The 13,852-nt window shown below is 40.6% G+C and carries 12 protein-coding genes; 8 read left to right on the forward strand and 4 right to left on the reverse strand.

Annotated elements, in window-relative coordinates; genetic code table 11:
* Positions 1 to 203: 203 nt before the first annotated feature.
* Both JMX82_RS10550 and JMX82_RS10555 read left to right on the forward strand, forming a co-directional pair.
* Positions 204 to 677 carry a GNAT family N-acetyltransferase gene (locus JMX82_RS10550; protein ID WP_201540502.1) on the forward strand — a complete coding sequence of 158 codons (474 nt, stop codon included), beginning with the start codon at positions 204 to 206 and terminating at the stop codon, positions 675 to 677.
* Entirely contained in the window at positions 667 to 1,593 is a 927-nt protein-coding gene (locus JMX82_RS10555) for a hypothetical protein (protein WP_201540503.1), read from the forward strand. Before JMX82_RS10550 ends, JMX82_RS10555 begins: the two co-directional genes overlap by 11 nt.
* A 182-nt stretch (positions 1,594 to 1,775) precedes the next feature.
* Here JMX82_RS10555 and JMX82_RS10560 read toward each other — a convergent pair whose 3' ends face one another.
* A complete protein-coding gene (locus JMX82_RS10560; RefSeq protein WP_087816287.1) occupies positions 1,776 to 2,036 on the reverse strand; it encodes a DUF1289 domain-containing protein in 261 nt (86 codons plus the stop codon).
* 188 nt (positions 2,037 to 2,224) lie between these two features.
* Here JMX82_RS10560 and JMX82_RS10565 point away from each other — a divergent pair, with 188 nt between their 5' ends.
* The 3 genes from JMX82_RS10565 (at position 2,225) to JMX82_RS10575 (ending at position 5,714) form a co-directional block, all read left to right on the forward strand.
* Positions 2,225 to 2,872 carry a YqiA/YcfP family alpha/beta fold hydrolase gene (locus JMX82_RS10565; protein WP_201540504.1) on the forward strand — a complete coding sequence of 216 codons (648 nt, stop codon included), beginning with the start codon at positions 2,225 to 2,227 and terminating at the stop codon, positions 2,870 to 2,872.
* Between the two features lie 110 nt (positions 2,873 to 2,982).
* The gene (gene parE / locus JMX82_RS10570) at positions 2,983 to 4,869 is read left to right on the forward strand and encodes a DNA topoisomerase IV subunit B (RefSeq protein ID WP_201540505.1); all 1,887 of its coding nucleotides are present in this window, start codon (positions 2,983 to 2,985) and stop codon (positions 4,867 to 4,869) included.
* A 149-nt stretch (positions 4,870 to 5,018) separates the two neighbouring features.
* Entirely contained in the window at positions 5,019 to 5,714 is a 696-nt protein-coding gene (locus JMX82_RS10575; protein WP_227676630.1) for a lysophospholipid acyltransferase family protein, read from the forward strand.
* A 118-nt stretch (positions 5,715 to 5,832) separates the two neighbouring features.
* Here the strand turns inward: JMX82_RS10575 and JMX82_RS10580 are convergent, their stop codons facing one another.
* Positions 5,833 to 6,501, reverse strand: a complete 669-nt coding sequence (locus JMX82_RS10580) for an SDR family NAD(P)-dependent oxidoreductase (protein ID WP_201540507.1) — start codon at positions 6,499 to 6,501, stop codon at positions 5,833 to 5,835.
* Positions 6,502 to 6,806: 305 nt separating this feature from the next.
* On the opposite strand from JMX82_RS10580, the gene JMX82_RS10585 reads away from it, so the two are divergent.
* Positions 6,807 to 8,237, forward strand: coding sequence for a hypothetical protein (locus JMX82_RS10585; protein ID WP_201540508.1), 1,431 nt, complete (start codon positions 6,807 to 6,809; stop codon positions 8,235 to 8,237).
* A gap of 114 nt (positions 8,238 to 8,351) precedes the next feature.
* Here JMX82_RS10585 and JMX82_RS10590 read toward each other — a convergent pair whose 3' ends face one another.
* Positions 8,352 to 10,064, reverse strand: coding sequence for a mechanosensitive ion channel (locus tag JMX82_RS10590; protein WP_201540509.1), 1,713 nt, complete (start codon positions 10,062 to 10,064; stop codon positions 8,352 to 8,354).
* 461 nt (positions 10,065 to 10,525) lie between these two features.
* Between JMX82_RS10590 and JMX82_RS10595 the strand changes: the two genes are divergently transcribed.
* Positions 10,526 to 11,257, forward strand: coding sequence for an FKBP-type peptidyl-prolyl cis-trans isomerase (locus JMX82_RS10595; protein ID WP_055125408.1), 732 nt, complete (start codon positions 10,526 to 10,528; stop codon positions 11,255 to 11,257).
* Between the two features lie 98 nt (positions 11,258 to 11,355).
* Here the strand turns inward: JMX82_RS10595 and argA are convergent, their stop codons facing one another.
* Positions 11,356 to 12,678 (reverse strand): amino-acid N-acetyltransferase, encoded by a 1,323-nt coding sequence (gene argA, locus JMX82_RS10600; protein WP_045445754.1) that lies wholly within the window; start codon positions 12,676 to 12,678, stop codon positions 11,356 to 11,358.
* Between the two features lie 517 nt (positions 12,679 to 13,195).
* Between argA and JMX82_RS10605 the strand changes: the two genes are divergently transcribed.
* On the forward strand, positions 13,196 to 13,783 hold the full coding sequence (locus JMX82_RS10605; protein WP_055125406.1) for a hypothetical protein: 588 nt from the start codon (positions 13,196 to 13,198) through the stop codon (positions 13,781 to 13,783).
* Positions 13,784 to 13,852 lie beyond the last annotated feature (69 nt).

Raw genomic sequence — 13,852 nt, forward strand, 5'->3', positions numbered from 1 at the left:
AAACATCATTGCGCCAATGGTAGTGTGGATTCGTCCATGTGAGAGTAGGTCATCGTCAGCTCTCTATTCTAAAGTAAAACCCCCTTCGCTTTCGCGGAGGGGGTTTTCTTTTAGCTGGTGTTTTTAAGAATATTTTAATTTATATTGTTGATACGTGATATTGATGCTAAATTAATCAGAATGGTAAATTATGAGGATTAATAATGCATCGTGATGCAAATATTGGTGATTTGGATTTCATTTACGATCTAATTATGAATGGAGCAAAACAGGGGTTCTTTAATCGAAAATTTCAACAACTTCCTGCTGCAGCACATGGGCTTCGATTAGAGATTTCACTGATTTTAGAAAGTAGAATTCGTCCCAATGGTTTAAAAGCGAGTAGGATTATATATGAGCATAAGGGTCAACCTATTGGTTTTGTGTTGATGTCTGCTGGTGAAAAAAATAAAGGGAATGAACTGTGGATGGTCGCAATTCATAAAGATTTTCAGAAGAAGGGATATGGAAAGAAAATGGTTCAAGGAGTTCTTGATAAATTTAAAGGACTGAATTTGATGCTATTTGCTAGATGTTCACCTGAATCAGAAAAAATGTATCAGTTATTACTTAAGAATGGGTTTGCGCATGTCGAAACTAGTGAAGAAGGCTACCGTGGAATGATTTATGAACTCTAATAACGTTGATCAGAGTGGTGTCTGCTCGATTGATGCTTCATCTCCAACCTCCGTTTGGCAGCAGTGTTATATTTTTAATTACAAAAGTTCATTTTTATCCACAATGAATATAATACTTTTATCTATAGTATTGCTTTTATTATTTTCGCTAGTATTAACTATCATTGGAATTAAAGCCCCTTTACTAAGTTTAAATGAAAATGAAATTCTTTATCTTTTTTCTAATTCCGCTCAAGTTTTAGCTAGTATTTATGGCTTAACTCTTACTGGCTTCATATTTTTTAGGAATGAACTAAGTAGAGAGGAGTTCGAAGATAACACTCTTACAGATGCTGTTGAAAGTCTAAAAAATAGATATTTCAAAATTCTAACTTTTCTAATATTTATTTCAATCACTACTTTATTTTTATTAAATATTGCAATTTCGGCTCAAAGTAGCTCAAATTTAATATTTATTACAATAATAATAAATGTTGGGCAGTCATTCTTTGTCATCAATCTATGTGTAATCGCGTATTTTATATTTGACGTTATTTCCCCTCAGAGAATACAAAAAGAAAGTAAACTCATTCAGCGTCAAGTTGACCCTATTGATGATAAAGAACAGCAAGGTAGTTTAGAGACTTTTTTGAAAAACTATAATGAGCTTGAAAATATAATTCAAAAATACGGACAAGCATACCAATCTGAATTGGAAGGTAATTTAAATACATCACGAAGAAGAATATCTAATGTGCGTCTTGCTGAATTTATTCTACGAGCTGAAAAAATAGATAGAGGTTTGTTTGAGGAAATAAAGAGTCTTATTACCTTACGAAATACAATAATACATGGGGCAGAACCAATAGTGAGTGAAACCATGGTTGAATCATCAGAAAAAATACTTAAAGAGCTTGCGGAATCTTTGGATGTTTGAATATAACGGAGCAGTTAGAAGAAATTGTAATAGCCTATAGGGTCTTTCTCAACTTAAATTTTGAACAAGAGATCTAATCTTCTGAAAATCCATTAAAAAAAATTTCTTTGAACACTTTAAGGTTAAATGCTTCAGCCTAAAAGCATAAGATAGTTATTATCTTTACACTTAATCTATATCTCTCAAAACAACTCCCCAACCTCAACATCTTCTTCAAAATCAAATCCTAACTGCTCGCCCTTACGCTGTCTCATCTGCTCTATACGCAGTTTACGTCCAGAAACCAGCCTTAAAACTTCACGGCGTTGCTCTGTTGTCATATCATGCCATCGCTGGCGCTCCGTTCGACTGCGCAGGCAACCAAAGCAATAGCCTTTTTTATTGCTTTGGCAAAGACCAATACACGGATTGGCAATCTCAAACAGCTCAAACTGTTGGTTCATGGCGACTCCATTGCTATTATCGTCATTCCTTTGACTTGCATAAAACTATTATGGCAACATTATTATGTCGCAAATACTGACTAATGGTGTGCCGTTTTATTGTTATTATTTTTGTTTGGCGGGTGCTATGCTTAGCGTCACTAGTCTATATAAGATAATCATAACAAAATTAATAAGTGAGATGATACGTGAACTTGATTTATATCCATGGACTGGACAGTGATGCGAACTCTACCAAGGGAATGCTATTAGAAAAATACTGCCAGCATCATCACCCTGATATTAATGTACTGCGTCCCGATTTGAATAAATCGCCACAAGACGTGTTCGATAAACTGATAAGTCTAGTTGAGGAATGGGGCAGCGACTCAAAAGTTGTATTCGTTGGTAGCTCATTGGGTGGCTATTTTTCTACCTTGGTGAGCAATCATACAGGCTGTGCGGCTTTACTATTAAATCCTAGTACGCAGCCACATGTGACATTACAGCGCTTTGCTCATGACTTACTGTTAAATAACGATAGTAATGAAGGTCAAGGCGAAGATGAATTGCCAAAGAATCAAATTCTCTATACGACCACTGGCGGTTGGGATATTACTTCTGCGGATTTGCAATGGTTTGCAGATCATCAGTTATCAGAAATTCATTATCCTAAAAAAATTGCTGTATTTATCAAAGAAGGCGATGAGTTATTAAATCCTGAATTGTCTAAAGCCTTTTATCAAGAGCAAGGAAGTACGGTTATTTTACAAGCGGGTGGCGATCATCGGTTTAGTGACTTTGGTGAGCAGTTGCCGATGGTGATAAATATGCTAAAAGATTTAGTAAGGGTCTAAACAGGCGACATTATATGACGTGAGCGATGGACTATTAACCTTAACGTCGCTATTTTTGGTTATAATGGTTGAATAGAATTAATCAGACATGAATCGTTAAGGATGCATTTGTGAGTCAATATAATGCGCAATCGTTAGAAGTTTTAGAAGGGCTTGAGCCAGTACGTCGTCGTCCAGGTATGTATACTGACACCACGCGCCCGAACCATCTGGCGCAAGAGGTCATTGATAACTCCGTCGATGAAGCGTTGGCGGGTTATGCGAAAACCATCAAGGTGCAACTGCATAGTGATGGCTCGTTGTCTGTCGAAGATGATGGGCGTGGTATGCCGACTGATATTCATCCTGAGTTTAATCAGTCAGGGATTGAGCTGATTTTAACTCGTTTGCATGCTGGTGGGAAGTTTTCGACTTCTAATTATGAGGTGTCAGGCGGTCTGCATGGTGTGGGTATCTCTGTCGTCAATGCTTTATCCACACGCGTCGAAGTGACGGTATGGCGTGATAGTACACAGTTTGATATGGCGTTTGAAAATGGCGCACCAGTTACGCCGTTAACTGAAGCAATCAGCTCAAACAAACGCAAACGTGGTACCAGAGTGCATTTTTGGGCAGATGGTCGCTTTTTTGATACGCCTAAATTTAATGTCAAGCAGCTCAAGCACAATCTAAAAGCCAAAGCGGTATTGGCCGCTGGATTGACGATTGAATTTGTCGATGATATTAATAATGAAAAGGTGGTTTGGCAGTTTACTGACGGAGTGGTCGAATATCTAAGCGAACAGTTGGATGGTTTAGAAACCTTACCTGAAGCACCGTTCTATTACAATTACGATGCAAAAGCGGGCGAACGTGCTGCTATTACCTTTGCCTTGTCTTGGTTGCCTGATGGTGGCACGCCAATTCAAGAAAGCTATGTAAACCTGATCCCTACTGCTCAAGGTGGTACGCATGTTAATGGTCTGCGAACGGGTATCTTAGAGGCATTGCGTGAGTTTTGCGATATTCATAATTTGCTGCCACGGAGTGTCAAGCTAACGGCAGAAGATGTCTGGGATGGAGTGAACTACATCCTATCACTCAAGTTTTCTGAGCCGCAATTTTCTGGACAGACCAAAGAGCGCTTATCTAGCCGCGAAGCTGCTGGGGCAGTACAGACATTGGCAAAAGATGCTTTTAGTCTGTGGTTAAACCAGCATGCCGATATGGGTACTCAAATCGCAGAGCTGGCGATTAATAAAGCTGGACGTCGTCTCAAGTCTGCCAAAAAAGTCGCCCGTAAGAAAATCACGCAAGGTCCTGCGTTGCCGGGTAAGTTGGCAGATTGTCGCGGTGATTTGCGTGATGGTGCTGAGCTGTTTTTGGTGGAAGGTGATTCTGCGGGTGGTAGCGCCAAGCAAGCACGTGACCGTCATTATCAGGCGATATTACCGCTGCGTGGTAAGATTTTAAATACGTGGGAGGTGTCATCAGATACGGTGTTATCGAGCCAAGAGATTCATGATATCGCCATTGCTATCGGTGTCGATCCGGCATCTGATGATTTGTCTGAGCTGCGTTATGATAAGGTATGTATCTTAGCGGATGCGGATTCTGATGGTCTGCATATCGCCACGCTCATCTGCGCCCTATTTGTTAAGCATTTTCCTGCCTTGGTGGATGCGGGTCATTTATTTGTCGCCATGCCACCGTTATATCGAGTAGACGTGGGTAAAGAGGTGCATTATGCGTTAGATGAGCCTGAGCTTCAGCACATTTTGTCCAATGTGCCGGGCAATAAAAAAGCGCAGATTACACGTTTTAAAGGCTTGGGTGAAATGAGTGCAGAGCAGTTACGTGAGACGACCATGAACCGTGATACTCGGCGTTTAGTTCAGCTAGATATGGATGACATGGTGTTGACTAATAGCGTGATGGATATGCTGTTGGCTAAAAAACGGGCTGCTGATCGTAAGGTTTGGCTTGAGAATAAAGGCAATTTGGCTGACATATCCTAATGGGCTTGATGGATATGTCCGTCAATAGCTATATATTTATATAAGTTTATAAACCGGTAAGCTAGCAAGCAATAAAAGCCTATAAAATTCAATTTAGTTGTATAAGCTTAATGTTATTATGTAGGTATCTTTTATTATGTGGTGCCGTCATGACATCAAAGTTGTTTAATCGCTCAAAAGCTGCTGCTTCTCAGTCTATAAACTCTAAAATATTGCCCAAGCTTAGTAGAAAGCAGCTGGGTAGTTTAGTCCCGAAACGCGGTAATAAAATTGCGCCAGTGATTGCCTCAGCTATGCTAAAAGCTGCGGGTTGGCGTACAGTTGGAGAGATTCCAAATATTTCACAAGCCGTAGTTTTAGCGCTGCCGCATACTTCGAATGTCGATGGGGTTTATGCGATACCCAGTTTATTCGCCCTAGATTTGAAAATCAGTATTATGGGTAAGCATACGTTATTTAAAGTGCCCGTATTTGCTCAGCTATTAAGCTGGATAGGGGTGATTCCCGTTGATCGTAGTGATAAAGGCTCAGTATTACAGGCCAGTATTGATAAGTTCAAAACAGGTAAGCCACTATTTTTGGGTTTAGCACCAGAAGGCACTCGTCAATATACTGAAACTTGGAAATCAGGCTTCTATTATTTAGCAGTGGGCGCTGGTGTACCTATTTTGCCAGTAGCGATGGATTACAAAACCAAAGAAATACGCTTTATGTCGTTGGTCTATCCTAGTGGTGATATCGAAGCGGATTTACCAAAAATTTATGCTCAGTATAAAGGGGTGATACCAAGACATCCCGAGCGCTTATCTCAACCATTACAAGATATCAATAATTCAGCTGGATAAAGTTTTTAAATGAGTTATGAGTATCTGTATTATATTAAGACCCCTTGACTGATTAATGTCAGGGGGTCTTTTTTTTGCGGTGCTTAGTTTTAAGAATGGCTAAAAACTAAGCATTGAGTTAGCTGTTGAACGTACTCACCCCGCCATCGACAGGTAAATTCATACCAGTAATGATGGCAGCGTCATCACTGGCTAAAAACATCACAGCGGCGGTTACATCAAACGGTGTCGCTGTCTTCCCTAGTGGAGAGTGGGTAATAAATGGATTTGGGTTGATATCCGTTGTTACCAATCCAGCAGATACGGCATTAATACGTACATTATTTGGTATATTCTCTGATGCCAGCTTCTTTGTAATATCAGTCAAATCCCTTTGCTTAGCTCTATATGTCTCTATATTCCAGTCTGCTGATATCTCCGTTAGCGTTGATACATTAACGATATTGCCTTGTGTTTTTATCAGTTCTGGAATAACTGACTGATGAATACCGACTGCAGTATCTATATTGACCATCACATCAATATGTTTATATTTATCGCGTACATGCTCTATTAATCTTGCCGTTTGGGTCAGATCATTAATGTCACTGGTTACGGTAAGGTGGTTACCTGTATTGATCCATGTATGATCCTGTGGCAGATCCTCGTAGATGTATTCTAAAATATCGTTATTAATACCAACGATTATACAATTCGCCCCTTCTTGTGCAAATCTAAGCGCCGTTGCACGACCAATATCAGAATCTGCACCTGTTATAATGACAGTTTTTTCTTTAAAGCGCTTCATAATGTTCAATCCTTTTTATTATATGATGGTCATTAAATAATTTTAATAAATGTCTCTAAAAAATGTAATCAAAGGCAGCCCATAAGCGATAAGTTTGACTGCAAATCATGCTACTTTGCTATTATCATAACAACTCATTGCCCTGAAAGCGACTGCATTTAATAAGGCTTATTTTGTTAAGTTTTTCGTTGGTAGCCTGTCGTTATAGCAAAAACATTTGCGAATATTCAACATGCTCTAGTGTTATGCTCATCAATAGCAACTTACCATACAACGCGTCCATTCGATAATAAAAGGTTAACACTGTGTCTGACTCATCTATTACCCTATCTGATAATGACTGTCTTGTTAATGAGTTGACCTGCTATTTGCAGAAAGATGCTGTAGATATTGCTTTGACCAATATGCAGCATCTTGAGCATAAATATGACGCGTGTTACCGTGCTCAGCAATATCACTATCAATTGCCACTGGGTAACCTATCATTACTTGAGCTCATATTGTATTTGCCTGCTAAAAGTAGTCTGGTCGATATTAAAGCTGCGCGTATGGCGGTAGTAAAGGCCACGCTCATATGGCACAAGACATATCTTACTCAGCATAAAAATAACGACAACATGAGCCATAATGTTTTAGTTTTTGATATTCAGCGCACCGATAAAGCTCAAGAAATCAATAAAATTAAGATAAATAACCAGCAACGACAACCCCTAAAAAGGCTCACTCATGGTTTTGGAGTCCGCTATTTTATGGAAGATTTGGTGGTGGATATGAGCGACAGTATGCAGCAGCTACAAGTTTTTAGCTGGCATGACTGGCAGGCGATATTAGCAAGCCTACAAGCACCATGCGAGTTATGGCGGTTTTTGCATTATCGTTTAGGGCAATTACAGTATTCAGCCAGTAATCATGTCGCTAGCTTTGAATCAGAAGCAGGTCTAGTCACTCAGTTTTTACATAGCCCAACTTTATTTACGGACGCTATCGCATTAGATAATGCACTCATCAAATATGAAGTGCAAGATGAGCCCAATCCTGCATTAGTCGCTATGACACTTGCCTACAAAAACAAAAGCACGACTGCACAGATGTATCATCAGCATATGGCGCAAGCGGCAGTTCTGTGGTCGCAGCTAAGCATCCAAATGATAGAGATGCTCGATGAAGAAGTACTAGGCAATGCTGATAAAGAGACACTAGGAATAAAACGCTGTTATTGGCAACAGCAGCTATTGGACGAGTCTTTATTTTCGCGCCATGAGCTGGTTCGAACAATATATAGACATCCTAAACAAGCACATGGTCTGCAAAAAGAAGGTTATGTCGTCCATCAGCACTCTTATGAGAGCTTGGGACGGCATTATGTATTAATATTTTATGGGCAAGATGTTGAGAGCCAGCACAGTAAACAGGCTATTCAGCCAAACTTAGCAAGGATTGCACAGGATGTTGCGAGCCGCCTGCCAATAGCCGAGCTGCATCATGTGATTGTATTGGGCATTGATTTTATTGAAGAGTCTAATGATACCTTTATTGATATCGATTTATGGATTCAACCCGTTGATCCGATGACCCAGCGTGAGCGGCAGCTGACCAAGCAACTACAGCGCTTAAACCAACAGCATAAAAAGCAAACGGCAAATAATTTATCAGCAAGTAACTTATCAGCAAGTAAAAATGAGTCAATGCGAATGCAATTAAATTTGAATATACCTGCACGGAAGACAAAGTCCTGAGTATGATTTTGCAGCGATGTTTTGTAGCGAGTCTTTCATAGAAACTAAGTTGACGCCATAAAAAAAGACAGCCTAGGCTGTCTTTTTTATTCAAAATATATCGTTAACGATGACTTATTTTAAGTCGTTATCATCAATATCAGTAAAGCCTTTATTACTGGGCGCTAGATTTGAACCAGTGTCGATATCGTCATCACTTGTTTCAACATGAGTGATATCTACATGACCCGTACTAAGATTGTTGGTATCGCCAGTGCTAGTAGGGAAGTCACTAGTCATTGTACCTGAAGCAGCAGGAGTGTTCTCTCGAACTGAGTCAGCAACTTTTTCTTGTGTACTTGAGCTAGTATGAAGAGCAGATTTCGCTTTAGCTTCTTCACGTTCTTTGTCCATTTTATCCTGCATTTTACGTAGGAAACGTGCAGCGGCTTCTTGACCACCAAGACCAAATGAAAGGGCAAAGGCTACCGCTACGGCACCTAGTGTTAGACCAAAGGCTAGGTTAACGATAGAGTCAGCAATACCCATCGCTTTTAGACCCATGGCAAGTACTAAACCCATGATTAGTACACGGACGATGTTTGCTAGGAATTGTGAGCCTTGCTCAGAACGCTCAACGACACCTGCAATGATATTGGCAAGCCAGAAGCCAATAAATAGGATAATTGCGCCCAAGATAATATTGGCACCAAACGCAATAAACATGGCGATAATGGCTGAGATAGGCTCAAAACCTAGTAAGTCAGCGGCGGCAATTGAGGCAAATAACATCGCAAAGAAGATAATCGCATAACCAACAAGATCAGAGACTCTCTTATCGCCCATCGTTTCTTGTAAGCCAACTTTCGCAGGCAATTGATTAATCTCAGTGTTTTCGATCAAACCTTTGATGATATTGGCAACCATACGTACCACATAGAAAGTCACGACTAAAATCGCAACCGCCATAAAGATATTTGGCAGTGCTTCCATGATTTTGTTCAGCATATTTGTCGCAGGACGAGCAATCACTTCAATTTTTAATGCGTTTAATGCAGCAATAATAGTTGGAATGATCACTACTAAAAATGCCAATGAACCAGCGATATTAGGCAAGCTGTTTTTTTCGCTTAAACCTGCTTTTGTAGCCAATTCTTGAACATTAAAAGTAGACACAAGATTGGTCACAATGCCGCGTACCACTTTGGCAATGATATAACCGACGACAAAGACAACACCTGCAATGAGGATGTTAGGGATAAAGCTAAAGATTTTATCAACCATATTCGTCAATGGAGCAAATAAACCATCGAGTTCTAATTTACCCAATACCATCGTCAAAACAACCAACAAGATGAACCAATAAACCATATCGGCAATCGTGCTACTCATCGGTTTTACACCTGCCTGAGCACTCAAACGCTCATCCATTGACGTTTTCGCCAATGCCGCGTTGATAGCTGTGCGTGCAACGGTAGCCAAGACCCAACCAATAATACCCACCGCGATAGCGCCGATAAGATTAGGGATAAAGGCTAAGACTTGATTGACCATATTTGCAAACGGTGTCGAGATTGAGTTCAAATTCAATTGATTCAGCGCCCCAGAAATCGCGATGATAAAGATGAACCAAAATACAATCTTTGAGATAATACCTTCTAAATCGTAGGTCTTACCCGTTGAAGAGTTCATGCGTTGGTTCAGATTGACTCTAGATAATACATTACGAACCAGTGCTGCGATACCCAGTGCCACCAGCCAACCAATAATAAATATTAAAATAGCACCAATAATAGAGCCGATCGGCCCACCAAGATAACCGTTAAAAGATGTGTACATTGGATTCATCTTATCCTCCTTTAATCATCATACGAAAGCCACTCAACAATATCATCAGTACAGCTATTGTTGAGCGAAACCAATACATAGATGGTTATAATTAATAGTATTTTTAAAGTAAGTTATGCGGTGATATTATAATTTTTGAGTAGGTAACCTTATCAAAAAACGTTGGTTTCCCTCGTGTTAATTGCTCTACTGCCAATGTTAATCATCCATGATAAAGACGTACACTCGGTTACTTATCACCTTAACTCATTTAGCTTATCTGATGTATTAGTGGATTTAAAGATAGAAAGCTTAACGTGTTACTGTATTTGTGTGATAACTTGTTATTATGATGAGAAATATTAACATAGACTGTACATTCGCCCGATAATTTGACGGCAAACATGGTTCCTAAAACTAAGATTTGTTATTATAGGAACATGTGACATCTCGCCACTATCCTTACAATTTGAGAGTACTTTATGAAAAAAATCACTACTTTAAGCGTTGGTGCACTTGCTAGTGCTATGTTGTTGGTAACAGGCTGTAGCACAAATAACGGTAACCAAGAGACAGCTGCAAAAAGTGTTTCAATCACCGAGCAAAGCTCAGCAAATGAAAAAGTAGGTTATAGCTTAGGCTTCATGATGGCTGAAGGTAACAAAGAAGCGGTCGGTGACCTGAATCTTGATACCTTTGAAAAAGGCTTCCGTGATGGTTATGAAGGCAACGAATCAGCATTGACTCAAGAACAAATGCAGGAAGTGTTGACGACTTATCAAAAAGAGCAAGAAGAAAAGTTCGTTAAAGACATGGAAACAAAAGCTGGAGAAAACAAAACCAAAGGCGCTGCATTCTTAGCAGAAAACGCTAAAAAAGAAGGTGTCAAAGAAACGGCTTCTGGCTTACAGTACAAAGTTATCACCGCAGGTACGGGTAAATCACCAAAAGCGACTGACGTGGTTGAAGTAAACTACGAAGGTAAGTTAATCGATGGTACGGTATTTGATAGCTCTTATGAGCGCGGTGAGCCAATTGAGTTCCCGTTGAACCAAGTCATCGCTGGCTGGACAGAAGGTCTACAGCTGATGAAAGAGGGCGGCAAATACGAGTTTTATATCCCATCAGATATTGCTTATGGCGAAGCGGGTAACGCAGGTATCGAGCCTAACAGTACGCTTATCTTTACGGTTGAGCTATTAAAAGTAAAATAATACTTAGTACACACCCTAGTGAACAGTGTTAAAAAATAAAATCATAAAAAAGCCCTCATAATATTATGAGGGCTTTTTTATGACTAGAATTTAAGTATCTAAAGAGTTTTTTGAAAGACTTTAGAGTTACGACCATTATGGTATTTTTCTTGACGCGATGCAGGTAGCGCGCTGGCCTCGACTTCGGCAAAGCCTTGTTCGACGAACCAATGTGCCGTCCGTGTTGTCAACACAAACAACTTGTGCAGACCATGACTGCGCGCTTGTTGCTCTAAAAATGCCAGTAAGTCTGCACCGCGACTACCGCTACGATAATCGGGATGTACGGCGACACAGGCAACTTCTGCTGATTCTGTATCCAATGGATATAGCGCCGCGCAGCCCAAAATCATACCATCACGCTCGATGACACTATAATTATCAATCTCTTGCTCTAAGCGTTCGCGTGAGCGGCTGACTAATATGCCTTGCTCTTCTAGCGGTGATAATAGCTCAATCAGTCCGACCACATCGTCAATATTGGCACGACGAATCTCTTCGTAAGGGTCATGGCTGATAAGAGTGCCAGAGCCATCACGAGTGAATAACTCTTCTAATAAGGCACCGTCTTTGGCATACGAGATAATATGGGTGCGATGGACGCCTTGGCGGCAAGCCAAACTGGCGCAATTTAAGAAATAATTGATCTCGCAATTTAAATCACGATCACGTAAGAAGCGATCGACTTCATTAGGAATCATCTCTCTTAGTAAGCGATCATCGTCATTGATGCCTGCTTCTTCACCCAAGAAGATAAGCTTATCAGCACCCAGTGCCACGGCTGCACTAAGCGCCACGTCTTCAGCCAACAAATTAAAGACTTCACCAGTCGCTGAATAACCCATTGAGCCTAAAATCACAATATGGTCGTGTAGCAGGTTATTTTTGATGGCTTCAACATCGATAGAGCGCACTTCGCCAGTCATTTGGTAGTCGATACCATCACGAATACCGTAAGGACGTGCGGTCACAAAATTGCCTGAAATGGCATCGATGCGTGAACCATACATAGGTGAATTGGCCAGTCCCATCGACAGCTGCGCTTCGAGTTGCAGGCGAATAGCGCCTACCGCTTGTAAAATAGCAGGCATCGCCACGCGCGGTGTAATTCGAATGTCTTGATGCAGGGGGGAGGTAATGTCAGCATCTTTTAAGTTCTTTTCGATTTGCGGTCGCGCTCCATGTACCAATACCAGCTTGATACCTAAGCTATGCAGTAGCGCAAAATCATGAATAAGGGTGCTGAAATTTGGATGATTGACCGCCTCACCACCAAACATAATCACGAACGTTTTGCCGCGATGGGTATTGATGTAGGGGGCAGAGTTACGGAACCAATGGACGTATTCAGGGTTGATTTGGGGCATGGCGCTAGTAGTCATAATAAGGGCAATAGTAGTGAGAATAAGAAAAGGGGCGTAGCAAAAAATGCCTATCGCTAAAGAATTACCATAGCAAAAAACGCCGTTATGAGCTATCTTTTATTTCAGTAGTATCAATCAATTTTTATCACTGATGGAGGATATACACAACCTCAACACGGGGTTAGTGTACGTACAAACACTTTTTGCTATGCTAAGCGGTATTGCTTTACAGGCGATGAACGAAGATAATCAACAAAAATAAAAACTTTATACGATAAGCTTGCCAGCTATGACAAGATAGACGCATGCAGCATAGACGCCAGCAGCGCTTGCCATTAGCTGTCAATACAATCTGCAGCGATACTAGGTCTGCTAATACTATAACAGTCGACCATTTATAATGAGTTATGTTTATTATAATTGAGTATGTTCCGTCTAAATTGCGCTGCCTGTAAACGATTCAACATATATCAAAAGTCATTCAAATTTTACCAGCTGCGTTTTACCGACATATTAACCAGGGATAATGAAAACCATGAAAAAAAGTAACCAATTTGCTAGCCCATTTAGTGCTTGGAGCGGACATCGCTTATTCCACGTTGTGGCTGGTACGCTCATCGGTGCGATGGTAGTGACGCAAGCCTCGGCAATGCTACCGACGCCAGAACAAGCCGTCGATAGTTCGGCAGCTGTACAGACCAATGCTACTAAAAGCAGCAACTCGAGTGCACAAGCTGTCAATAGTAAAATTACCGCGTCATTGATTAGCGTTGATGCAAACGGTCAAGAGGTTTTGGCTCCGGTGAATGCTAGTACGCGCCTGCAATCAGGTAATGTCTTGGAGTACCAAGGCTATTTTACCAATACCAATGCAGATCGCGTCCGTAAAATGACTGTGACGATGAGTATCCCTGAGCAGGTAGAGTTATTGCGTACAGTATCACCTGAATTTCCATACGGCAGTGCGGACGGCAATACTTTTGCCCGTATGCCATTACGTGGAAAAGTGGATAACCAACTGCAAGAAATTCCATTAAAGTATTATAAAGCGGTACGCTGGGATTTAGAGGGTGTTGGTCTTAATGACACCGTAGTGGTTAAATACCGTGCACGTGTGAAATAAGCCAGTCATTTAATATTAAGTATTTTATCAGGGTGATTTATTTAATACTGGCTTAATATTCGTTTAATC

The organism is Psychrobacter sp. 1044 (assembly GCF_904846525.1).
Taxonomy (GTDB): Bacteria; Pseudomonadota; Gammaproteobacteria; order Pseudomonadales; family Moraxellaceae; genus Psychrobacter.